Origin of the sequence: Pseudomonas sp. TWI923 (assembly GCF_039673365.1) — a bacterium.
In the GTDB taxonomy this organism is placed as follows: Bacteria; Pseudomonadota; Gammaproteobacteria; order Pseudomonadales; family Pseudomonadaceae; genus Aquipseudomonas; species Aquipseudomonas sichuanensis.
Genome location: NZ_JBDJLM010000017.1, coordinates 56,392 through 78,880, shown reverse-complemented (window position 1 = coordinate 78,880; position 22,489 = coordinate 56,392). Strand labels below are relative to the sequence as shown.

The following is a 22,489-nucleotide window of genomic DNA, read 5'->3' as shown; positions in this document are numbered from 1 at the left end:
TTGCCCCGTTGTGCTTTTTTTCCCCCAAGCGGGGCCACCCCCCCCCCCTGGGTTTAAACGGTGGGGGGGGGGGGTCCCCCCCGCGATGACTTCGCCACTGTCACGGTATGGTGACAAACCGGCGGGCCTTCGTGACATGCCACCCAGGACGGCTGGCTAGAATCGGCTGACAACAACAAGGAAGACGCCAATGACCCGTAGCTGGCTCGATTCCCCCGTACACCACGCCTGGCTCACCACCGAGGCCTTGCGCTTGCTCGATTTCGCCAAGGCCGCACGCCTGCCCCAGGGCTTCGGCAACCTGGATGACGATGGCCGCCTGCCGCGCGGCGCCCTCGCCGAGACCCTGAACACCGCCCGCATGACCCACAGCTTTGCCCTGGCCCATCTGCAGGGCGTGCCGGGCTGCCTGCACCTGGTCGAGCATGGCGTCGCTGCCCTGCAAGGTCCGCTGCGTGATGCCGAGTACGGTGGCTGGTTCACCCATCCTGAAGGTCAGGCCGGCAGCGACAAGGCCGCGTACCTGCACGCATTCGTCGCCCTGGCCGCCAGTTCGGCGGTGGTGGCGGGTGTCGCCGCTGCACCCGCGTTGCTGGAGCAAGCGATCGAGGTGATCGAAACCCGCTTCTGGTGCGAAGCGCAGGGCGCCCTGCGTGAGACCTTCAGCCGCGACTGGCAACAGGCCGAGGCCTACCGCGGCGCCAACAGCAACATGCATGGTGTCGAGGCATTCCTGGCGCTGGCGGATGTGACCGGCGACGCCTTGTGGCTGGATCGCGCCCTGCGCATCGTCGAGCGGCTGATCCTCGGCCAGGCCGCCAGCGACGGGTTTCGCGTCACCGAGCATTTCGACCCAGGCTGGCAAGCGCTGCCGGACTACAACCGCGACAATCCCGCCGATGGTTTTCGCCCTTATGGCACCACCCCCGGGCATGCCTTCGAGTGGGCGCGCCTGCTGTTGCACCTGGAAGCAGCCCGGCTGCGTGCCGACCTGCCGGTGCCGAAGGCGCTGCTGAACACCGCCAAAGGCCTGTTCGGCAGCGCTTGCCGCAACGCCTGGCACGCCGACGGTGCCCCGGGCCTGGTCTACACCCTGGACTGGCGTGACCGCCCGCTGGTGCGCGAGCGCTTGCACTGGGTGCATGCCGAGGCCGCCGCCACCGCTGCCGCCCTGCTGCGGCGCACTGGCGAGCCGCACTACGAGCAGTGGTACCGCTGCTTCTGGGACTTCATTGCCACGCATTTCATCGACCGCGTACACGGCAGCTGGCACCACGAACTGGACCCGAGCAACCAGCCCAGCGCGCGCATCTGGGGCGGCAAGCCCGATCTCTATCACGCACTGCAGGCCCTGTTGCTGCCGCGCCTGCCGCTGGCGCCGAGCCTGGCCATTGCGCTGGCTTTGTAACCAAACGCTGACATTCGCGCATCCGTTCGTTACCTGGCGCCGGGCGCGAGGTCCTTACACTCACTGCAAAGCAAGCGACAGTCTTGCCACGCATAACAACAAGAAAGGTATTCCCCATGCATTCGACGCTTCGTCTCGCCGCCGCGATCTCGTTCGCTTCCCTGTACGCCCTCAGTGCCCATGCCGCCGATACCAAAGGCAGCGTGGAGGTGGTCCATTGGTGGACTTCCGGCGGTGAAAAAGCCGCCGTGGATGTGCTCAAGGCCCAGGTCGAAAAAGACGGTTTCATCTGGAAGGATGGCGCGGTTGCCGGCGGCGGCGGTGCCACTGCCATGACCGTGCTCAAGAGCCGCGCAGTGGCCGGCAACCCGCCCGGCGTGGCGCAGATCAAGGGGCCGGATATCCAGGACTGGGCGTCCACCGGATTGCTCGATGCCGATGTGTTGAAGGACGTTGCCAAGCAAGAGAAGTGGGACAGCCTGCTCGACAAGAAAGTCGCCGACACCGTGAAGTACGACGGTGACTACGTGGCCGTGCCGGTGAACATCCACCGCATCAACTGGCTGTGGATCAACCCCGAGGTGTTCAAGAAGGCCGGGATCGACAAGGCCCCGACTACCCTCGATGAATTCTACGCGGCAGGCGACAAGCTCAAGGCCGCCGGTTTCATCCCGCTTGCCCACGGTGGCCAGCCATGGCAGGACAGCACCGTGTTCGAGAGCGTGGTGCTCTCGGTGATGGGCGTGGAGGGTTACAAGAAGGCCCTGGTCGACCTCGATGAAAAAGCCCTGACCGGCCCCGAGATGGTCAAGGCGCTGACCGAACTGAAGAAGGTCGCCACCTACATGGACCCCGACGGCAAGGGCCAGGACTGGAACCTGGAAGCCGCCAAGGTGATCAACGGCAAGGCCGGCATGCAGATCATGGGTGACTGGGCCAAGAGCGAGTGGACCCTGGCCAAGAAAACCGCCGGCAAGGACTACCAGTGCGTAGCGTTCCCCGGCACCGACAAGGCCTTCCTCTACAACATCGATTCGCTGGTGGTGTTCAAGCAGAAGGATGCCGGCACCGCGGCGGGCCAGCAGGACATTGCCCGCAAGGTGCTGGGCGAGGACTTCCAGAAGGTGTTCAGCAGCAACAAGGGCTCGATCCCGGTGCGTAACGACATGCTCGCCGACATGGGCAAGTACGGCTTCGACGCCTGCGCCCAGACCTCCGCCAAGGACTTCCTGGCCGACGCCAAGAGCGGCGGCCTGCAGCCGAGCATGGCGCACAACATGGCCACCACGCTGGCCGTGCAGGGGGCGTTCTTCGATGTGGTGACCAACTACATCAACGACCCCAAGGCCGACCCGGCCGATGCGGCGAAGAAACTGGCGGCTGCTATCAACTCGGCCAAGTAACCAGATCGCGGGGCAAGCCCGCTCCCACGGATGCGCGCTGCCTGCGTGGGAGCGGGCTTGCCCCGCGATGCGGCACATCGAGAATCCAGATCATGACTACAGCAACCGCCCGCCTGCGGGCCTCACCCCTGGACGCGCTCCAGCGCTGGCTGCCAAAACTGGTACTGGCGCCGAGCATGTTCATCATCCTGGTGGGGTTCTACGGCTACATCCTGTGGACCTTCGTCCTCTCGTTCACCACCTCGACCTTCCTGCCCACCTACAAATGGGCCGGGCTTGCGCAATACGCACGGCTGTTCGACAACGACCGCTGGTGGGTGGCGAGCAAGAACCTGCTGCTGTTCGGCGGCCTGTTCATCGCCATCACCCTGGTCATCGGCGTGTTCCTTGCCGTGCTGCTGGACCAGCGCATTCGCCGTGAGGGCTTTATCCGCACGATCTACCTCTACCCCATGGCGCTGTCGATGATCGTCACCGGCACCGCCTGGAAGTGGCTGCTCAACCCCGGGATGGGCCTGGACAAGCTGCTGCGCGACTGGGGCTGGGAGGGTTTTCGCCTGGACTGGCTGATCGACCCGGACCGGGTGGTCTACTGCCTGGTGATCGCCGCGGTGTGGCAGGCCTCGGGCTTCATCATGGCGATGTTCCTCGCCGGCCTGCGCGGGGTCGACCAGTCGATCATCCGCGCCGCGCAACTGGATGGCGCCAGCCTGCCGCGCATCTACTGGACGGTGGTGCTGCCCAGCCTGCGCCCGGTGTTCTTCAGTTCACTGATGATCCTGGCGCACATCGCCATCAAGAGCTTCGACCTGGTCGCGGCCATGACCGCCGGCGGTCCCGGCTACTCCTCCGACCTGCCGGCGATGTTCATGTACGCCTTCACCTTCAGCCGCGGGCAGATGGGCATGGGCTCGGCCAGTGCGATCCTGATGCTCGGCGCCATCCTGGCGATCATCGTCCCCTACCTGTACTCGGAGCTGCGGGGTAAACGCCATGAGTAGCCGCCTCGACAAACCCGCATTGAGCTTCAGCCGCCTCGCCATCCACGCCGTGCTGCTGCTTGCCGTGCTGCTGTACCTGGTGCCGCTGGTGGTGATGCTGTTGACCAGCTTCAAGACCCCTGAAGACATCAGCACCGGCAACCTGCTGAGCTGGCCGACGGTGTTCACCGGCATCGGCTGGGCCAAGGCCTGGGCCACGGTCAACGGTTACTTCGTCAACTCGGTGCTGATCACCGTGCCGGCGGTGCTGATCTCCACCACCATCGGCGCGCTCAACGGCTACGTGCTGTCGATGTGGCGCTTCCGTGGCTCGCAGCTGTTCTTCGGCTTGCTGCTGTTCGGCTGCTTCCTGCCGTTTCAGACCGTGCTGCTGCCGGCTTCGTTCACCCTCGGCAAGCTCGGCCTGGCCAGCACCACCAGCGGTCTGGTGCTGGTGCATGTGGTGTACGGGCTGGCCTTCACCACGCTGTTCTTTCGCAACTACTACGTGAGCATCCCCGATGCCCTGGTCAAGGCTGCGCGCCTGGATGGCGCCGGGTTCTTCACCATCTTCGGGCGGATCATCCTGCCGATGTCGACACCGATCATCATGGTCTGCCTGATCTGGCAGTTCACCCAGATCTGGAACGACTTCCTGTTCGGGGTGGTGTTCTCCAGTGGCGACTCGCAGCCGATCACCGTGGCCCTCAACAACCTGGTCAACACCAGCACCGGGGCCAAGGAATACAACGTCGACATGGCCGCGGCGATGATCGCCGGGCTGCCGACACTGCTGGTCTACGTGATTGCGGGCAAGTATTTCGTGCGCGGGCTGACCGCCGGCGCGGTAAAGGGGTAAGTCATGGCAACGCTTGAACTTTGCAACGTGAACAAGACCTACGGCGCCGGTTTGCCGGACACGCTCAAGGACATCCAGCTGGCGATCAAGGACGGCGAGTTCCTGATCCTGGTCGGCCCCTCGGGCTGCGGCAAGTCCACCTTGATGAACTGCATCGCGGGCCTTGAGAACATCAGTGGCGGGGCGATCCTGATCGACGATGAAGACGTCAGCGGCATGAGCCCCAAGGATCGCGACATCGCCATGGTGTTCCAGTCCTACGCGCTGTACCCGACCATGAACGTGCGCGACAACATCGCGTTCGGCCTGAAGATCCGCAAGCTGCCCCAGGCGGCCATCGACGAGGAGGTGGCGCGGGTCGCCAAGCTGCTGCAGATCGAGCACCTGCTCGGCCGCAAGCCAGGCCAGCTCTCCGGCGGCCAGCAGCAGCGCGTGGCCATGGGCCGGGCGCTGGCACGGCGGCCGAAGATCTACCTGTTCGACGAGCCGCTGTCGAACCTCGACGCGAAACTGCGGGTAGAGATGCGTACCGAGATCAAGCTGATGCATCAGCGCCTGAAGACCACCACGGTGTACGTCACCCACGACCAGATCGAGGCCATGACCCTGGGCGACAAGGTGGCGGTGATGAAGGACGGCCTGATCCAGCAGTTCGGCACGCCGCAGCAGATCTACAACGATCCGGCCAACCTGTTCGTCGCCAGCTTCATTGGTTCGCCGCCGATGAACTTCATCCCGGTGCGCCTGACCCGCCAGGACGGCCGGGTGCTGGCGCTGCTCGACAGCGGCCAGGCGCGCTGCGAACTGCCGCTGGGGGTGGAGGCCGATGTGCTGGATGGGCGCGAGGTCATCCTGGGTGTGCGCCCGGAGCAGATTTCGCTGGGGGACGCGCAAGGCAACGGCCTGCCGGGTATCCGCGCCGAAGTGCAGGTGACCGAGCCCACCGGGCCGGACCTGCTGGTGTTCGTCACCCTCAACCAGACCAAGGTTTGCTGCCGCCTGGCGCCGGATGTGGCGTGCCGGGTGGGCGACAGCCTGAACCTGCAGTTCGACCCGGCGCGGGTGCTGCTGTTCGACGCCGCCAGCGGCGAGCGGCTGGACTTGGCCGCTACTGCCGTGAAGGACAACGTGACTCGCTTCAAAGGCCGCTAGGCGGTCCCCCTGTAGGAGCGGCCTTGTGTCGCGAACGGGCTGCAGAGCAGCCCCGGCAATTGTGTGGGATGCGCAGATCCTGGGGCCGCTACGCAGCCCTTTCGCGACACAAGGCCGCTCCTACAGGTAAGCATCGTTAAACCGTTCTGTTAATAACAAGAAAAGAGGACGCAAAGGGATGGAACAGCGCAATCGCATCAGGACATTGGGCTCGCTGGCACTGCTGGCCATGGTTGGCAGCAGCGGGGCCCAGGCTGCCGAGGCTTTCTCGTCGGAATCGAAATGGATGACCGGCGACTGGGGTGGCACCCGCACCGAGCTGCTGGAAAAGGGTTATGACTTCACCCTCGACTACGTCGGCGAGGTGGCCGGCAACCTGCACGGTGGCTACAACGACGACAAGACCGCGCGCTACAGCGACCAGTTCGCCCTCGGCGCGCACCTGGACCTGGAGAAGATCTTCGGCTGGCACGATGCCGAGTTCAAACTGGCGATCACCGAACGCAGCGGCCGCAACCTGTCCAACGACCGCATCAGCGACCCACGCGCCGGGCAGTTCAGCTCGGTGCAGGAAGTCTGGGGGCGCGGCCAGACCTGGCGGCTGACGCAGATGTGGGTCAAGCAGAAGTACTTCGACGGTGCGCTGGACGTGAAAGTCGGCCGCTTTGGCGAAGGCGAGGACTTCAACAGCTTCCCCTGCGACTTCCAGAACCTGGCGTTCTGCGGCTCGCAGGTGGGCAACTGGGTGGGGGGCATCTGGTACAACTGGCCGGTCAGCCAGTGGGCCCTGCGGGTGAAATACAACATCACCCCGGAATTCTTCGTCCAGGTCGGTGCCTACGAGCAGAACCCGTCGAACCTGGAGACCGGCAACGGCTTCAAGCTCAGCGGCAGCGGCACCAAGGGCGCGATCCTGCCGGTGGAAGCGGTGTGGTCGCCCAAGGTCAACGGCCTGCCGGGCGAGTACCGCCTGGGCTACTACTACAGCACCGCCAAGGCCGACGATGTGTATGACGACATCAACGGCAACCCGCAGGCATTGACCGGGCAGGACTTCAAGTCGCACTCCAGCAAGCATGGCTGGTGGGTGGTGGCGCAGCAGCAGGTGACTGCCCACGCCAGTGATGCCAGCCGTGGCCTGAGCCTGTTCGCCAACTTCACCGTGCACGACAAGGCCACCAACGTGGTCGACAACTACCAGCAGGTCGGCCTGGTGTACAAAGGCGCCTTTGACGCCCGGCCCAAGGACGATATCGGCTTCGGCGTGGCCCGTATCCATGTCAACGACGACGTGAAGAAACGCGCCGAGCTGCTCAACGCCCAGTCCGGCATTACCGATTACGACAATCCAGGCTTCGTGCCGCTGCAGCGCACCGAGTACAACGCCGAGCTCTACTACGGCTTCCACGTCACCAATTGGCTGACCGTGCGGCCGAACCTGCAGTACATCAAGAGCCCGGGTGCGGTGGACGAGGTGGACAACGCGCTGGTCGCAGGGTTGAAGATTCAGTCGTCATTCTGAGACGAATTGTTGTAAATTTACGCCATCCATTTTCGGCCCTCCGCTAACCACTGGTCTGCAGTGGTTAGCGGGTACGGGCTGAGACAGCGCTATCTCGAACAACAAAAGAGCTTGGAACCATGGCAGAACATCCGCTACATCGCTTCTTCACCTCGCAACGGCCGAGGCCGACCTTCGAGTGGGAGCGTTACCAGCAGCGCGATGTGCTGATCATCGACCACCCTCGCTGCCAGGCGGTGTTCAGCCGCCAGGGCGGGCAGTTGCTGCATTTCCAGCCCACCGGTGAAAAGCCCTGGCTGTGGTGCGCCGAACAGTGGCCGCAGGTTGGCGCCATTCGCGGTGGCGTGCCGGTGTGCTGGCCCTGGTATGGCCGCCACCCAAGCGAGGACCTGTGGCCGGCCCACGGCTGGGCACGGCTGCTGGACTGGAAGCTGGTGGACAGCCGTGAGGACGAGGAGGGCGTGACCTTGAAGTGGCGCCTGGACCTGTGCGACTGGCAGGTCGACCTGCATGCGCGCCTGGGCGCCAGCATGGAGTTGAGCCTGAGTACCGAGCACCAGGACAGCGAACCCTGCCAGTTGAGTCATGCGCTGCTGGCTTACTGGCGGATCAGTGACGTGTCGAAGATAGCGCTGTCTGGGCTTGAAGATATCGAAGGCTACGACCGCCTCAACCGCCAGGCTTGCCGCGAAGACGGCGCGTTGAAACTAAAGGGCGGTTGCCAGAAGGTCTACCCCGGCACGCCCAGGGTGCAGTTGCAGGACCCGGCCTGGCAGCGCGAGCTGTGCATCGACACCGGCGACAGCGACGACACCGTGGTCTGGCACCCGGGCAACCGCCCGCTGATGGGCGTGAGCGGGCGCGAGTGCCAGGGTTTCGTCTGCGTCGAGGCGGCCAGCGGCAGCGACGAGGGCCTGAGCCTGAGGCCGGGTGAACGTGCGCACCTGCGGCTGCAGGCGCACCGCCTCAGCTGAGGTCGTCGTCCTCGATCGGGTAGCGGCTGGCGTTGAGGCTTTCCTTGATCTTGCGCAGGTGCGGCTGGAAGTCCACGCCGCGGCGCAGGGTCATGCCGGTGGCGAGCACGTCGAGCACGGTGAGCTGGATGATTCGCGAGGTCATCGGCATATAGATGTCGGTGTCTTCCGGCAACGGGATGTGCAGGCTCAGGCTGCAGGCCTGGGCCAATGGCGAGCCGGCGGCGGTCAGGCCGAGCACCGAGGCGCCGTTTTCCCGCGCCACGCGCGCCACCTCGACCAGTTCGCGGGTGCGCCCGGTGTAGGAGATGATCACGAACAGGTCGCCGGTGTGAGCCACCGAGGCCAGCATGCGCTGCATCAACACATCGGCATGGGCCGACACGGCAAGGTTGAAGCGGAAGAACTTGTGTTGCGCATCGAGGGCCACCGGGGCGGAAGCGCCGAGGCCGAAGAAGTGGATCTGCCGGGCCTGGATCATCATGTCCACGGCGCGGCTGACCTGCTGTGGGTCGAGTTGCTGGCAGGCGCTGTCGAGCGAGGCGATGGCGCTGCCAAAGATTTTCTGGGTGTAGGCCGCAGGATCGTCGTCAGCTTCCACCGCACGGCTGACGTAGGCCGCGCCGCTGGCCAGGCTCTGCGCCAGTTGCAGTTTGAGCTCGGGGTAGCCGTTGACGCCGAACGAGCGGCAGAAGCGGTTGACGGTCGGTTCGCTGACCGAGGCTGCCTGGGCCAGCGCGGCGATGCTGAAGCGGGTGGCTTGTTGCGGGTTGAGCAGGATGACTTCGGCGACTTTGCGTTCGGCCTTGTTCAACTCGTCCAGGCGGCCCTGGATCTGTTCCAGGAGGTTACGCACGCGGTCCATGGGGTGTCCTTGGTCGGCTCTAGGTGACAGCCGGCTGGCGGGGCAGCAGGCTTTTTGCAGTGTTGTGTATCCTACTGGCGGTGAGATTGTCACACCACTGGGTTGTAATAGATGTGGAGAATGTTGTGGTTTTTACTACATTAGGCCTTGAAAACCCGCTTTGAAAGCGGTATTCCTAGCTCAACTTTAATAAAAGAACCAACATCATGGCTGCGATCAGTGTCGAACCTTGCACATTTGCCCTCTTTGGCGCCTTGGGCGACCTGGCATTGCGCAAGCTGTTTCCCGCGCTCTACCAGCTCGACCGTGCCAACCTGTTGCACCCGGACACCCGGCTGCTGGCCCTGGCCCGTGAGCCGGGCACCGCGCAGGAGCACCTGGGCACCATCGAGGCGCACCTGCGCCGCCACGTCCCCGACGCGGACATCGACGCCGTTGCCCTGGGCCGCTTCCTCGAACGCCTGAACTACCTGCATGTGGACTTCGTCCAGCCGGAGGATTACCAGGCCTTGGTCGAGCAAGCGCCAGGCGAGCTGCCACTGATCGCCTACTTCGCCACAGCCGCCGCAGTCTATGGGGCGATCTGCGAGAACCTCGACAAGGCCGGCCTGGCGCCACGCACCCGGGTGGTGCTGGAAAAGCCCATTGGCCACGACCTGGAGTCGTCGCGCCGGGTCAACGATGCCGTGGCGCGCTACTTCCCGGAAAACCGCGTCTATCGCATCGACCACTACCTGGGCAAAGAGACGGTGCAGAACCTGATCGCCCTGCGCTTTGCCAACAGCCTGTTCGAAACCCAGTGGAACCAGAATTCCATCTCCCACGTGGAGATCACCGTCGCCGAAAAGGTCGGTATCGAAGGCCGCTGGGGCTACTTCGACAAGGCCGGCCAACTGCGCGACATGATCCAGAACCACCTGTTGCAGCTGCTTTGCCTGATTGCCATGGATCCACCCAGCGACCTTTCCGCCGACAGCATCCGTGACGAGAAGGTCAAGGTGCTCAAGGCCCTGGCGCCGATCACCGGAGAGGGCCTGAGCACTCGCGTGGTGCGTGGCCAGTACATCGCCGGCTACAGCGACGGCAAGCCGGTGCCGGGCTACCTGGAAGAAGATAACGCCAACGCCCAGAGCGACACCGAAACCTTCGTCGCCCTGCGCGCCGACATCCGCAACTGGCGCTGGTCGGGCGTGCCGTTCTACCTGCGCACCGGCAAGCGCATGCCCGGCAAGCTGTCGCAGATCGTCATCCACTTCAAAGAGACGCCGCACTACATCTTTGCCCCGGAACAGCGCTTGCAGATCGGCAACAAGCTGATCATCCGCCTGCAGCCGGACGAAGGCATCTCGCTGCGGGTGATGACCAAGGAGCAGGGTCTGGACAAGGGCATGCAACTGCGCAGTGGCCCGCTGCAACTGAATTTCTCCGACACCTGGCGCAGCGCGCGGATTCCTGATGCCTACGAGCGCTTGCTGCTGGAAGTGATGCGCGGCAACCAGAACCTGTTCGTGCGCAAGGACGAGATCGAATACGCCTGGAAATGGTGCGACCAGTTGATCGCCGGCTGGAAGACCAGCGGCGATGCCCCCAAGCCCTATGCGGCCGGTTCCTGGGGGCCGATGAGCTCGATTGCACTGATTACACGTGATGGGAGGGCCTGGTATGGCGATATCTGAACTGCAACTGCCGGCGAGCGTGAAGGCGCATGCGCTGGCCGATTCGAACAGCCTGGCGGCGACCCTGGCCCATGACGTGGCCGAACGCCTGCGCCAGGCTATCGCCAGCAAGGGCCAGGCCTGTGTGGTGCTGTCCGGCGGGCGCAGCCCGGTGCCGTTCCTCGAGCAACTGGCTGCGCAAGTGCTGGACTGGTCGAAGGTGACCGTGAGCCTGGCCGACGAGCGTTGGGTGCCGGTGGAGCATGCCGACAGCAACGCAGGCTTGCTGGCCCGTCACTTGCTCAAGGGCGCGGCGGCCAAGGCACGCTTCATCGGCCTCTACCAGGCTGCCGCCAATCTGGAAGCCGCTGCCGAACAGGCCGACCAGGTGTTGGCCGACTTGCCGCCGATCGATGTACTGGTGCTGGGCATGGGCGACGATGGCCACACCGCCTCGCTGTTCCCGGCCAGCCCCAACCTGCGCCAGGGCTTGGCCAAGGTGGGTGAGCGCCGCTGCCTGCCGATGCTGGCGCCCAGCGTGCCGCACCAGCGCCTGAGCATGACCCGCGCGCTGCTGGCCAGCGCCGGTTTCACTGCGCTGTCCGTGCAAGGGGCCGGCAAACTCGCTACCCTGCGCGCCGCGCTGGCGGGCAACGACCTCACCGAAATGCCGATTCGCGCTTTTCTTCACGACCCCCTGAGCATCTACTGGTGCCCATGAGCCAAGGATCCACAGTCATGACCACCCTCGAACGCCCACAGCCTTTGCTCTCGATGGCCGAGAAAGCCGAACGCATCGACGCGATCTGCGCCAAGGCGCGCATCCTGCCGGTGATCACCATCGCCCGCGAGCAAGACATCCTGCCGCTGGCCGACGCCTTGGCCGCCGGTGGCATCCGCACCCTGGAAGTGACCTTGCGCTCGGCGCTGGGCCTGAAGGCCATCCAGGTGCTGCGTGAGCAGCGCCCGGAGCTGTGCGTCGGTGCCGGTACCGTGCTCGACCGCAGCATGTTCGCCGCCGTGCAGGCCGCAGGCGCGCAGTTCGTCGTCACCCCGGGCATTACCCAGGACATTCTCGAGGCCGGCGTGGACAGCGACATCCCGCTGCTGCCCGGCATCAGCACGCCGTCCGAGATCATGATGGGTTACGCCCTGGGTTACCGGCGCTTCAAGCTGTTCCCGGCCGAGATCAGCGGCGGCGTGGCGGCGATCAAGGCCTTCGCCGGCCCGTTCGGCGACATCCGCTTCTGCCCCACGGGCGGGGTGAACCCGGCCAACGTGCGCAACTACATGGCACTGCCCAATGTGATGTGCGTGGGCGGCACCTGGATGCTCGACAGCAGCTGGATCAAGAACGGCGACTGGGCCCGTATCGAGGCGTGCAGCGCCGAGGCGATGGCGCTGCTGGACTGACCGATTTCGTTGTGTGCTACACGGCTTGTGGGGCGCTTGGTCGGCGCCCCTTTTTTTTGCCTGGGCCCAATCGCGGGGCAAGTCGCATCGGCGCACCGCCGCTCCCACGCTGTCGCATGCGTGGGAGCGGGCTTGCCCCGCGATGTTCTGCCTGTCAGAAACTGCCAGTGGTGCGGAACCCGCCGCCGCCGGAGCTGCGACTGGACGAGAAGCCACCGCCGCCGGAGCTGCCGCTGGTACGAAAGCCATCGCTGCTTGAACCGCCGGACGATCTGCCCGTGCTGTGCGGTTTGTTGCCGCGATGCCTTGGGGCAACATACTCCCGGCCATCATCGAGGCGTTTTTCCACCGCTTGCTGGTCGAGCAGGCCGCTCATGTAGTCGGCAAGCACTTGCTCGATCGGCGGGCTCAACTGGTACTCGTGGCGCGGATCGCTGAAATGATCGTTGCGCAGTGCGTATTCCAGAGCCTTGGCGCGGTCGTAAAGGCGACGCTTGCCCAGTGCTTGGTCCTGCAGGCCGTGCAGACGTTGCTGGATTTCCCGCAGGCGGGCATGCAGCAGTTGCAGGTCATTCACCAGGACATCGTCATGGGGGCTGGGGGTCTTCGCCGCTTCGACGATCAGTTCGGCCAATGGCCGTGCCTGGAGCTGGTCGGCGATGTCCTGGAGAATCTGTTGCAGATACGGATCGCGCTTCTGGGCGAAGTCGGCCAGTTGGGCCTGCAGTGAGCGGGCCTGGGCCTTGCCCTCGCTCACCAGCGTGCTCAGGCCTTGCTCCTCGACCCGCAACGCTGGCATGCCGAAGGTCTCGCGGGCCTTGTCCAGTTGCTGCTGGTGCTGTGCCTGCAGTTGCTCGCGGGCTTCGCCGAGGGCCTGGCGCAGCGTCTCGTTGCGCGCCTGCATGGTCAGCAGGATCTGCTCGTTGGCGTAATTGACGCGAAAGCCGACCCTGCGTGCCAGGTAGTTGTCGAACGCGCGCTGGAACAGGCGGGGGCGGTACTGCTCGGTGCCGTAGTGGTTGGCCTTCAGGAAACGGTACAGCGGGTTGCTGTTGTAGCCTTGCAGCTTGCTGGCGCACTCGTCGCGGATTTCATCGTAGCTGGCATGGGCTTGCTGTTCGGCCTGGAGGGCTGCGTCCAGTTGCTCGCTCAGCTGGCGCACGGCCGGATCCTGTTCGAGCAGGTCCTGCGACTGGCTGTCCAGGCGATCAAGGTTGCTACGTACCGCCTGCAGAGCTTCCAGCCTGCGGGCGATGAGCCCTTCGACGTCTTCGAGCTCCTGGGTGAGCGCGGCATGGGTTCGCTCGCGTTGTTCGAACAACTGCCGGGTCTGCAGGTCCCGCATCGGGTTGATCCTGAGCTGCAGGCTGGCAATATCGGCCAGTTTCGAGCTGATCAGGTGTTCGAGGCGGGTTTGCTGCTCGGACTCGGCATACAGCGCCCGTTCGGCCTCGCGCAGCTGTTGTTCGGCCTGGCGCGTATTGCTTTCGAGCGCATTGCTGAGGGCCGTCGGGGTCATGGCGTCACCATTCCAGGATCATGTCGGGAGTTGGGCTGGTGCGCTGGTTGAAACGCAGGGTCAGGCTATTGGCCGGTTTTTCACCGATCAAGCGCTGGCTGATGTGGCCATCGTCGAGTTTGTCCTGGCGGACCCTGAGGTATTCCTCGTAGCTGACGCGCACGCCGAAGCGGTTGGCCCACCGAGTGGTGCCGTCCTCCACGCTGGTCACCGGGGCGAAGGCTGGCTTGCCGGTGCTGTCCAGCGGCTCGACGATCAAATACCAGCTCTTGCCGCGCAGGCTGTCCTCGCTGCACCCGGACTCTTCATAGCAGCGCTCCACGCCGGACTTGATACCGGGGCGGTCGATCAGTTCGATCGTCAGGGGCTCGGTGGCGAAGTCCAGGTAGTCCTTCAACGCTGCAAGTGTGGCGTCCGCCTTTTTCAAACGTAGCCTGGCAATGTCCTTCCCGACCGACTCGGCCCAGTTCGTCATATCCAGGCGCTCGGCGGCCGGCAATGGCATTGCCTTCAGGCGATCCAGCAGATGGCGTTGGAGATCGAGGCTGGCGTAGACATGATCCACGCGATTGAGCCTTTTTCTGGCGCTTTCCAGTTGCTTGCGCGGTGTCGATAGCTTCAGCTGTTCCATCTGGATGCGGGTCTGGAGCTGGGCGCGGTTTTCGCGGGTGATCGGGTCTGGGCGATCGAGGGTCAAAGACAGGTTGGTACTGGGCAGCAGGGGGGCGATTTTCGCAACCAGCGCGGCCACCACGGGTTGCGGTTGTTGCTCCAGGCGCGCTTTCACCTGTTCCAGCCGTTGTCGTTGCACGGCAATGTCGTCGTTCAACTGCTCGATGATCCTGGTCAAGCGGTCGGCGCTTTGGCCCGCCCTCGTGTTCAGGGTCGTGTCTACCAGGTGGGTGATGCCCAGGCCAAGGGCACATGTCATTACGCCGCATGCTGTCCAGATCATCAGCTTGCGGTGGGCCATGGCCAGGCGCGCCAGCAGGCGTTGCGCGAAGTTCAAGGTTGGGGCCTCGAACATCAGTCGGCGCGAGAAGAACGCGCGCACGCCTTCCTCGACCTGGGCGTCCTCGTAGTGGATGCCGTTGTTCTGGTAGTAAGCGCGGATCCGCTCTGCCACCTCGGCGCGGCGCCGAGGCAGGTCAAGGTGGTCCTGCAGTTCCATGTCCCGGTGACGCAGTTCGTCGACCAGGGCCATGGCCCCCATCTGTTCGGAAAGTGAGACGGTCATTGGTGGCCCATCAGGAGCTGGCGGAGATGATGTGCTGGCTGGTGTCGGCCGGCGTCCAGGTTGGCGCCGCCATCCCCATGCCGGTGCCGGCAGCTTGGGTGACTGTGGCCGGTTGGCTGGGCGGGGAGGGGTGGAGCAGGTTCACCGCCAGCAGGGCGCCGCCCAGCAGCGCGATCCACATCAGCACCCAGGCTAGCAGGCTGCGGCGCAGGAGCACGCCGGCCAGCAGCCGGCGGGGCCAGGCCAGCGTGGGTGCCTCGAACACCAGGCGGCGGGCGAAGAATTCGCGCACGCCCTGCTCGATCAGTTTGTCGTCGCAGGCGATGCCCTGGCGCTGGTAATAGCCACGAATGCGTTCGGCGACTTCCGCGCGGCGCCGCGGCAGGGCCAGGTGCTCCTGCACCTGGCGCTGCTGTTGGCGCAGATCGTCGACGAGGGCCATGGCCCCCATCTGTTCGCTGAGCGAGCCGTTGCTCATTGCGCGGCCTTGGTCAGCAAGGCGGCGAAGGCGCGCTTGGCGTCTTCGACGGCGGTGGAGATTTCCAGCGCGGCCTTGCTCGATTCGGCGCGGTAGGTTTCGGTCAGGCCCTGCATGTCGTTCTGGAAGTCCAGGGTGGCCTGGGCCAGGGCGCGCACCGAGTCGACGCGGATGGTCGAGCCATAGCTGGCCTTGACCGCGGCGCCGAGCTGCTGGTTACCGATTTCGCCCAGCGCTTCGAGGCCCTTGCTGATGCCGTCGGTGGTGGCGTTGAGGGTGTGGGTGGCCTCGGCCATGCCCTGGTTGGCGGTGAACGACACGGCCAGGCTGGTCAGCACCACTTCGTTGGTGGAGAAGAACGAGACCATGCGCTGGTACTGGCGCTCCTTGACCACGTGCACCTGGCTGATGCGGGCGAACACCAGCTCGGCGGTGTTGTAGCCGACCCGCAGGTCGTCGGCGATGTCCTTGACGATCTGGTAGCGCTTGTCTTCGTTCTGCAGGGCGCGCACCGCTTCGTCGCGTTGCAGCTCCAGCGCCGCGCGTTGGGCCGGCTCCTGGTTGGCGGCCGCGGCCACCGTGGCGTTGGCGGTGTCCAGGGCAGTGGTGCATTCCTGCAGCGACTGGCCGGCGATGGCCAGCACCTGCTGGGCGTCCACTTCGGCGGTCTTCATGGCCAGGCGGAAGTCCATGTACGACTCGAGGATCAGGCCCTCGCGGGTGATCTGGTCGCTGGCGGCCTTGCACACATCCAGGTAGTGCTTGCGGATGTCCTCGAAACGGCTCGGGATCGAGCCACGGCGCAGGTTCATCCAGGCCATGCTGAGGCGTTCGAGGGTGTCCAGGCGGCCATCATCCATCCACGAGGCCATGGCGGCGGCATCCTCGCGAATCGAAGTGAAGCTGTCGGTGATGTCCATGTAGCGGTGCGAGATGTCCATGCCGGCGATCTGCTCGCGCACGGTCTGGTTGAACACCGTGGCCTGTTGCAGCACGGCAGCGATTCCGGTGACCCGCTGGTTGTCGTAATGGGCGACCTTGTCCAGCAGGACCATCACCGGCGCTTGCTGTGCCGGCTGGCCGAAAGTGATGCCGAGTTTGCGCAGGCCGTCGAGGGCGCGTTCCAGGTATTGGCTCATGGTTGTCCTTGCATGAGGGGGCGGTCGGAAAGGGTGGCGTTCGGGCTACCGGGGAGCAGGCGCAGGGCGCTGATGGTGCCGAGCACGGTATTGAGCGTCTGGGCCCTGTTCATGTACTCGACGATCAGTTGCCGGTAGTTGGTGTCGTCGCGGTACTGGTCGGCCAAGGGGTAGCGCAGCTGGCAGGGGCAGTCGTCCAGGCTGGGCTGGGTGTGGCAGTTGCAGTTGCAGTCGCTGGCGCAGCCGGCGTCGCCACGCAGGCGCCTGCCCAGCGCGGACTCGAAGGTGCATGCCTGTTCGTACACTTCCCTGGCCTGGCCGACGCGCTGGCTGGCGCTGTCCAGGCGCCGGCGCAGCTCGTGGAGCTCCTGCTGGAAGCGGGTGGCCTGCGGGGAGCCAATGGCGGCCCACTGGGCGAGCGCCTGGTTGAGGCTGTCGGTCTTGAGTTCGTACCTGAGCCAGCGCAGGGCATCCTGGCTGTCGCCGTCGGCGCATTGTTCGAGCAGGTCGATGTCCTGGCGCACCCGCTTGAGGTGCTGCTGGGCGGCGATCACCTGGCGTGCCAGGGTTTCAGTCTCTTGGCTGAGCGGGCCCAGGTCAGCGGCAGGCAGGCTACTGCGCAGCAGTGCGCTCAGTTGCCGTTCGAGCTCGGCAATTTGCTGATCACAGGTGGCCAGGCGGGTGGCGCCCTGTTCCAGCATGGCGAGCAACAGCTGTTCGTTCTGCCGGTTGCTGACGAAGTTGCACTGCCGGGCGAGCCAGTCGTCCATGCGCCGTGACAGTACATTGCGTCGGTAGTGTTGCGTGCCGTATTGGCGCAAGCGCAGGTAGGTGTAGATCCGGTGCTGGCTGTAGGCCGCCAGTTTGCCGGTGCATTCATCCACCAGTGGCTGATGGTCGGCGGCGATGTGCTCGCGCTGTTGGCGGGCCTGCTGCAGTTGCTGCTGGCTTTGGCGCAGCGCAGGGTGCTGGCGCTGTTCGGCGAGTGCGCGGCTGTGACTGGCGACGAGCCGCTCCTGGGCCTGACGGAACAGGGCCAGTTGGCTGTCCAGGCTGGCGTTGGCCTGCTCCAGGCGGGTGAAACCATCGTCTTCGCGGGCTTGGCGCTGTTCGAGGATCTGGCGAATCTGCGCAGCCTCGAAGGCGCCGTCGGCGATGTCATAGAGCTCACAGAGGATGCGGGCCTGCAGGTGCAGGTGCTGCTGGTGCAATTGCGCGCAGTTGCGCTGTTCGCGAGTAAGCCGGCGCAGGTAGTCGCGGCTGTTGTCTTCGGCGAGCGCTGCGAGGGAGCCAGGGGTCATGGGGCGAAGCATCCGTGTCCGAGTGTCTGTATCGATACGTGAACGGATGAGTCCACTGGCCGTCATCCGTGATCGAAGCGGTGGAAGTTCGGCAGTATAACCATGATTGCAGGCGAAATGATGGCGTTGTCTGACGCACCTTGCTGGATATTTCGGGCATAAAAAAACCCGCATCCGAGGATGCGGGTTTGCAGGCGAGCAGGGTGGGTTTACGCCGCCTTGGCTTCCTGCTGGCTCAGGGAGCGGTTCAGCGCGCTGAACAGTGCCTTGAAGCTTGCGGTGGTGATGTTCTCGTCGATGCCCACGCCGTGCACCGGGCGACCGCCGGCAACGCGCAGCTCGATGTAGGCTGCGGCTTTGGCGTTGGTGCCGGCGCCGATGGCGTGCTCGTTGTAGTCCATGATCTCCACGGCTACCGGCAGGCCGGCCACCAGGGCTTCCAGGGCGCCGTTGCCTTTACCGTGCCAGTGCAGGGTGGTCTCGCCTTCACCGGAGACTTCCACTTGCACGTGGCTGCTGCCGTTCTCTTCCTGCAGGCGGTGGCTGACCAGCGCGTACGGCGCATTGGCTTGCAGGTATTCCTTTTGCAGCAGGGTGTAAATCTGCTTGGCGGTCATTTCCAGGCCGAGACGGTCGGTTTCGCCCTGCACCACCTGGCTGAACTCGATCTGCATGCGGCGCGGCAGGCTGATACCGTATTCCTGCTCGAGCAGGTAGGTGATGCCGCCCTTGCCCGACTGGCTGTTGACGCGGATCACCGCCTCGTAGCTGCGGCCGATGTCGGCAGGGTCGATCGGCAGGTACGGCACTTCCCACAATTCGCCTTCCTGCTGCTTGGCGAAGCCTTTGCGGATGGCATCCTGGTGCGAGCCGGAGAAGGCGGTGTGGACCAGGTCGCCGACGTACGGGTGGCGTGGGTGCACCGGCAACTGGTTGCACTCTTCGACGACCTTGCGCACGCCGTCGATGTCGGAGAAGTCCAGCTGCGGGTCGATGCCCTGGGTGTAGAGGTTCAACGCCAGGGTCACCAGGTCGACGTTGCCGGTGCGCTCGCCGTTGCCGAACAGGCAGCCTTCGGCACGGTCGGCGCCGGCCATCAGGCCCAACTCGGTGGCGGCGATGCCGGTGCCACGGTCGTTGTGGCAGTGCAGGCTGATGATCACGCTGTCGCGGCGGCTGACATTGCGGCAGAACCATTCGATCTGGTCGGCGTAGATGTTCGGCGTGGCGACTTCGACGGTGGCCGGCAGGTTGAGGATGACCTTGTGCTCAGGGGTCGGGTTCCACACCTCGATCACCGCGTCGCACACCTCTTTGGCGAATTCCAGCTCGGTGGCGCTGAAGGTCTCTGGCGAGTACTGGAAGGTCCAGTGGGTTTCCGGCTGCTGGGCGGCGTATTTGACGAACAGCTTGGCAGCGTTGACCGCGATGTCCTTGACGCCCTGTTTGTCCTGGTTGAAGACGATGCGGCGGAACGACGGGCAAGTGGCGTTGTACAGGTGGACGATGGCCTTCTTGGCGCCGCGCAGGGATTCGAAGGTGCGGGCGATCAGATCTTCACGGGCTTGAGTGAGCACCTGGATGGTGGTGTCGTCCGGGATGTGGCCGTCTTCGATCAGGGTGCGCACGAAGTCGAAGTCGGTTTGCGACGCGGACGGGAACGAGGCTTCGATTTCCTTTACGCCGACCTGCACCAGGGTCTTCCAGAAACGCAGCTTCTTCTCCGAATCCATCGGCTCGATCAGCGACTGGTTGCCATCACGCAGGTCGGAGCTGCACCAGATCGGCGCCTGGGTGATGGTTTTCGACGGCCAGGTGCGGTCGGGCAGGTCGATGGTCGGGAAGGCGCGGTATTTCTTCGAAGGGTCTTTGAGCATGGTCATGGAAGCAATCCTTTTATGTGCGGCCGAAATCGGGCCTGCCAAACGATAACGAGATGAAAAGGCGAGGCGACGCGATTCACCCTGGTAGTCGTGCACTGACCAGGCAGAGGCTGCGATGTTGTCGGAGAAGGATGAGGGTGCTGAAGGTTTTCATGTGCTCAACCCTAACCAGTGGGGTGGGGGATGGCAAGGCTTCAGAAAAAATTGAGAGGAATGCTTAAAAAAACAGGATTTGCGAGATTTTATGGCTGGTTGTTGTTTGTTTTGTTTGTGTCGTTGCGCAGTATTTTTGGATGGCGCAAGACATGGGCTCTGCGGGTGGCAGTGCTGGCCTCTTCGCGGGTAAACCCGCTCCCACAGGTGTCACTGTGCCTGTGGGAGCGGGTTTACCCGCGAATGGGGGATGCCGATTTCAGGGCTGGAACGCACCAATGAAAATCGCCGGATCCACCCGCGCATCATTGAGGCTGACGTTCCAGTGCATGTGCGGCCCGGTGGCGCGTCCGGTCGAGCCCACCCGGCCGACCACCTCGCCACGGCGCAGCACCTGGCCTGGCTTCACGTCGATCTTCGACATATGGCAGAACATGCTGATGAAACCTTGGCCATGGTCGACGAACACCGTGCGGCCATTGAAGAAGTAATCACCCACCAGGATCACCTTGCCATTGGCCGGGGTCTTGATCGGCGTGCCGGCGGGCACGGCGAAGTCCAGCCCGGCGTGGGGGTTGCGCTCTTCGCCATTGAAGAAACGGCGCACGCCGAACTTGCTCGACAGCGGGCCATTGACCGGCTTGTCGAGGATCAGGTTGCTCGGCAGCATGGGGCTGAAGCTGCGGTAGGCCTTTACTTGCTCGGCCAGTTCGCGGTCGATGCGCTTGAGGTCGTCGGGCTCGGGGTTGACCTGGCGCTTGTTCTTCAGGGTGATGTGCTGTTCGGGGTACTTCTTGCTGCCGACGGTGAAGGGCAGGGTGCGGCCGCCCTGGGTGAGCACGGCGTTGCCGGGCTTTTGCGTCAGCGGGATGCCGACGATGGCCAGCCAGGTGTCCTGCTCCTTGACCACCAGCACCGGCTTGCCATCGAAGCGCGCGCTCGGGGCGCTGGCCGAAGGGCCAAGGTCGACCACCGCGACGCCGCCGGGCACCGGCTTGTCGAGGGTGCGGGTGATGTAGCTGGCCTGGGCAGCGGTGACCGGCAGCAGCAGGAACAGGGCAAGCAGGGGAGCGAGCAGGCGGGGCATGTGTCAGTCCAGTAGCGAAAGGGTGACCGGAGTCTGGTGGTTGTCCTCGACCCGCACCTTGAGCTCGCCTTCGTTGAGGCGGGCGGTCAGGCGCTGGCCGTTGTGGGTCTGGGCGGCGCTGCGAATGGCCTGGCCGCGTTCGTCGAGCAGGATGCTGTAGCCGCGGGCCAGGGTCGCCAGCGGGCTGACCACCTGCAGGGTCTGCAGTTGCGCCTGGAAGCGCTGGCGACGGTCCTTGAGCACTTCGCGCATGGCCCGTGGCAGGCGTTCGCCAAGGCTGTCCAGGCGTTGCTTGAGCAGCTTCAGCGAACGGCCTGGGTGTTGCGCGGCCAGGCGGGTGTCGAGACGGCCCAGGCGCTCGTGGCGGCGTTGCAGGCTGAGCATGAAGGCGCGGCGCATGCGCATGTCCAGGTCATCCAGGCGCTGTGCCTGCTGGCGCAGGCGCTCGCCCGGGTGGCGCAGGCGCCGGGCCAGGCCATCGACGCGCAGGCGGTCGTGGGCCAGGCGGTTCTGGATGCGCAGCAACAGGCGCCGCTGCAGGCTGTCGAGGCGCTGTTGCAGGCCGCTGCTGTCGGGAGCCAGCAGTTCGGCGGCCGCCGACGGGGTGGGGGCGCGCACGTCGGCGACGAAGTCGCTGATCGACACGTCGGTCTCATGGCCCACGGCACTGACGATAGGCGTCACGCACGCCGCCACGGCGCGGGCCACGGCTTCTTCGTTGAAGCACCAGAGGTCTTCCAGCGAGCCACCGCCACGGGCCAGGATCAGCGCATCGAAACCCTGGCGGTCGGCCAGCTGCAGGGCGCGGACGATCTGCCCGATGGCCTCGCGGCCCTGTACCGCGGTGGGGATCAGGTTCAGCTCGACCTGCGGCGCACGGCGGCCGAACACGCTGATGATGTCGCGGATCACAGCGCCGGTGGGCGAGGTGATGATGCCGATGCGTTGCGGATGCACCGGCAAGGGTTTCTTGCGCTCGGTGCTGAACAGGCCTTCGGCGCCGAGTTTTTCCTTAAGGGCCTCGAAGGCCAGGCGCAGGGCGCCGTCACCGGCCGGTTCGACGGTGTCGAGGATCAGTTGGTAGTCGCCACGGCCTTCGAACAGCGAGACTTTGCCGCGCACCTTGACCGCCAGGCCGTCGCGCAGCGCCTGGCGCACGCGCAGGGCGTTCTGGCGGAACAGCGCGCAGCGGATCTGCGCGCCGCTGTCCTTGAGGGTGAAATACAGGTGGCCGGATGCCGGGCGGGCGAGGTTGGAAATCTCGCCTTCCACCCAGACGCTGCGGAACACGTCCTCGAGCAGTACGCGGGCGCGGCCGTTGAGTTGGCTGACGGTGAGGACCTCGCGGTCCAGGCCGAGTCGTTCGAAAGGGTCTCTGATCATGCCGGGCATCATAAAGGAGCCATCGCGCGGATGCACTGTGCCGGCTGCTGGCACGCCCAACCTTGGGAGCATTTCCGG

19 protein-coding genes are annotated in these 22,489 nt (G+C 64.8%); 10 read left to right on the top strand and 9 right to left on the bottom strand.

All coding sequences use genetic code 11. The features are described from left to right. The first annotated feature begins 190 nt into the window (after positions 1 to 190). The 7 genes from ABE459_RS10060 (at position 191) to ABE459_RS10030 (ending at position 8,298) form a co-directional block, all read left to right on the top strand. Entirely contained in the window at positions 191 to 1,408 is a 1,218-nt protein-coding gene (locus tag ABE459_RS10060) for an AGE family epimerase/isomerase (RefSeq protein WP_323830275.1), read from the top strand. Positions 1,409 to 1,524: 116 nt separating this feature from the next. Next, positions 1,525 to 2,811, top strand: a complete 1,287-nt coding sequence (locus ABE459_RS10055; protein ID WP_323830274.1) for an ABC transporter substrate-binding protein — start codon at positions 1,525 to 1,527, stop codon at positions 2,809 to 2,811. A 92-nt stretch (positions 2,812 to 2,903) separates the two neighbouring features. Next, positions 2,904 to 3,812 carry a sugar ABC transporter permease gene (locus ABE459_RS10050; RefSeq protein ID WP_323830273.1) on the top strand — a complete coding sequence of 303 codons (909 nt, stop codon included), beginning with the start codon at positions 2,904 to 2,906 and terminating at the stop codon, positions 3,810 to 3,812. Continuing rightward, a complete protein-coding gene (locus ABE459_RS10045) occupies positions 3,805 to 4,650 on the top strand; it encodes a carbohydrate ABC transporter permease (RefSeq protein ID WP_125465294.1) in 846 nt (281 codons plus the stop codon). Before ABE459_RS10050 ends, ABE459_RS10045 begins: the two co-directional genes overlap by 8 nt. A gap of 3 nt (positions 4,651 to 4,653) precedes the next feature. Then, complete coding sequence (gene ugpC / locus ABE459_RS10040; RefSeq protein WP_346648022.1) at positions 4,654 to 5,802, top strand: sn-glycerol-3-phosphate ABC transporter ATP-binding protein UgpC; 1,149 nt, start codon at positions 4,654 to 4,656, stop codon at positions 5,800 to 5,802. Between the two features lie 229 nt (positions 5,803 to 6,031). After that, on the top strand, positions 6,032 to 7,324 hold the full coding sequence (locus ABE459_RS10035) for a carbohydrate porin (RefSeq protein ID WP_323830282.1): 1,293 nt from the start codon (positions 6,032 to 6,034) through the stop codon (positions 7,322 to 7,324). Positions 7,325 to 7,443: 119 nt separating this feature from the next. Next, positions 7,444 to 8,298, top strand: coding sequence for a D-hexose-6-phosphate mutarotase (locus ABE459_RS10030; RefSeq protein ID WP_258704990.1), 855 nt, complete (start codon positions 7,444 to 7,446; stop codon positions 8,296 to 8,298). Here ABE459_RS10030 and hexR read toward each other — a convergent pair. After that, positions 8,291 to 9,154, bottom strand: coding sequence for a DNA-binding transcriptional regulator HexR (hexR, locus tag ABE459_RS10025; RefSeq protein WP_178125804.1), 864 nt, complete (start codon positions 9,152 to 9,154; stop codon positions 8,291 to 8,293). The two genes, ABE459_RS10030 and hexR, sit on opposite strands and share 8 nt — an antisense overlap. Before the next feature lie 215 nt (positions 9,155 to 9,369). On the opposite strand from hexR, the gene zwf reads away from it, so the two are divergent. The 3 genes from zwf to ABE459_RS10010 are packed head-to-tail and all read left to right on the top strand — an operon-like array spanning position 9,370 to position 12,231. Further along, the gene (gene zwf, locus ABE459_RS10020; protein ID WP_110993265.1) at positions 9,370 to 10,839 is read left to right on the top strand and encodes a glucose-6-phosphate dehydrogenase; all 1,470 of its coding nucleotides are present in this window, start codon (positions 9,370 to 9,372) and stop codon (positions 10,837 to 10,839) included. Continuing rightward, positions 10,826 to 11,539 (top strand): 6-phosphogluconolactonase, encoded by a 714-nt coding sequence (gene pgl, locus ABE459_RS10015; protein ID WP_323830272.1) that lies wholly within the window; start codon positions 10,826 to 10,828, stop codon positions 11,537 to 11,539. The genes zwf and pgl overlap by 14 nt, the downstream gene beginning before the upstream one ends. Positions 11,540 to 11,556: 17 nt before the next feature. Next, positions 11,557 to 12,231, top strand: a complete 675-nt coding sequence (locus ABE459_RS10010; protein WP_125465287.1) for a bifunctional 4-hydroxy-2-oxoglutarate aldolase/2-dehydro-3-deoxy-phosphogluconate aldolase — start codon at positions 11,557 to 11,559, stop codon at positions 12,229 to 12,231. Between the two features lie 154 nt (positions 12,232 to 12,385). Here the strand turns inward: ABE459_RS10010 and ABE459_RS10005 are convergent, their stop codons facing one another. The 8 genes from ABE459_RS10005 to xseA all read right to left on the bottom strand — a co-directional run bounded on the left by ABE459_RS10005 (position 12,386) and on the right by xseA (position 22,411). Further along, positions 12,386 to 13,750 (bottom strand): hypothetical protein, encoded by a 1,365-nt coding sequence (locus tag ABE459_RS10005; RefSeq protein WP_323830271.1) that lies wholly within the window; start codon positions 13,748 to 13,750, stop codon positions 12,386 to 12,388. 4 nt (positions 13,751 to 13,754) lie between these two features. Continuing rightward, a complete protein-coding gene (locus ABE459_RS10000) occupies positions 13,755 to 14,987 on the bottom strand; it encodes a DUF6384 family protein (RefSeq protein ID WP_323830270.1) in 1,233 nt (410 codons plus the stop codon). A 10-nt stretch (positions 14,988 to 14,997) separates the two neighbouring features. Then, positions 14,998 to 15,465 carry a DUF6384 family protein gene (locus ABE459_RS09995; RefSeq protein WP_323830269.1) on the bottom strand — a complete coding sequence of 156 codons (468 nt, stop codon included), beginning with the start codon at positions 15,463 to 15,465 and terminating at the stop codon, positions 14,998 to 15,000. Further along, entirely contained in the window at positions 15,462 to 16,604 is a 1,143-nt protein-coding gene (locus tag ABE459_RS09990) for a merozoite surface protein 3b (protein WP_323830268.1), read from the bottom strand. The genes ABE459_RS09995 and ABE459_RS09990 overlap by 4 nt, the downstream gene beginning before the upstream one ends. Next, positions 16,601 to 17,905: a hypothetical protein gene (locus ABE459_RS09985; protein ID WP_323830267.1), complete on the bottom strand. Its 1,305-nt coding sequence runs from the start codon at positions 17,903 to 17,905 to the stop codon at positions 16,601 to 16,603. The genes ABE459_RS09990 and ABE459_RS09985 overlap by 4 nt, the downstream gene beginning before the upstream one ends. A 209-nt stretch (positions 17,906 to 18,114) precedes the next feature. After that, the gene (gene leuA, locus ABE459_RS09980) at positions 18,115 to 19,788 is read right to left on the bottom strand and encodes a 2-isopropylmalate synthase (protein ID WP_258642951.1); all 1,674 of its coding nucleotides are present in this window, start codon (positions 19,786 to 19,788) and stop codon (positions 18,115 to 18,117) included. A 412-nt stretch (positions 19,789 to 20,200) separates the two neighbouring features. Beyond that, positions 20,201 to 21,028, bottom strand: coding sequence for a peptidoglycan DD-metalloendopeptidase family protein (locus tag ABE459_RS09975; protein ID WP_323830266.1), 828 nt, complete (start codon positions 21,026 to 21,028; stop codon positions 20,201 to 20,203). A gap of 3 nt (positions 21,029 to 21,031) precedes the next feature. Further along, positions 21,032 to 22,411, bottom strand: coding sequence for an exodeoxyribonuclease VII large subunit (gene xseA / locus ABE459_RS09970; protein WP_323830265.1), 1,380 nt, complete (start codon positions 22,409 to 22,411; stop codon positions 21,032 to 21,034). Positions 22,412 to 22,489 lie beyond the last annotated feature (78 nt).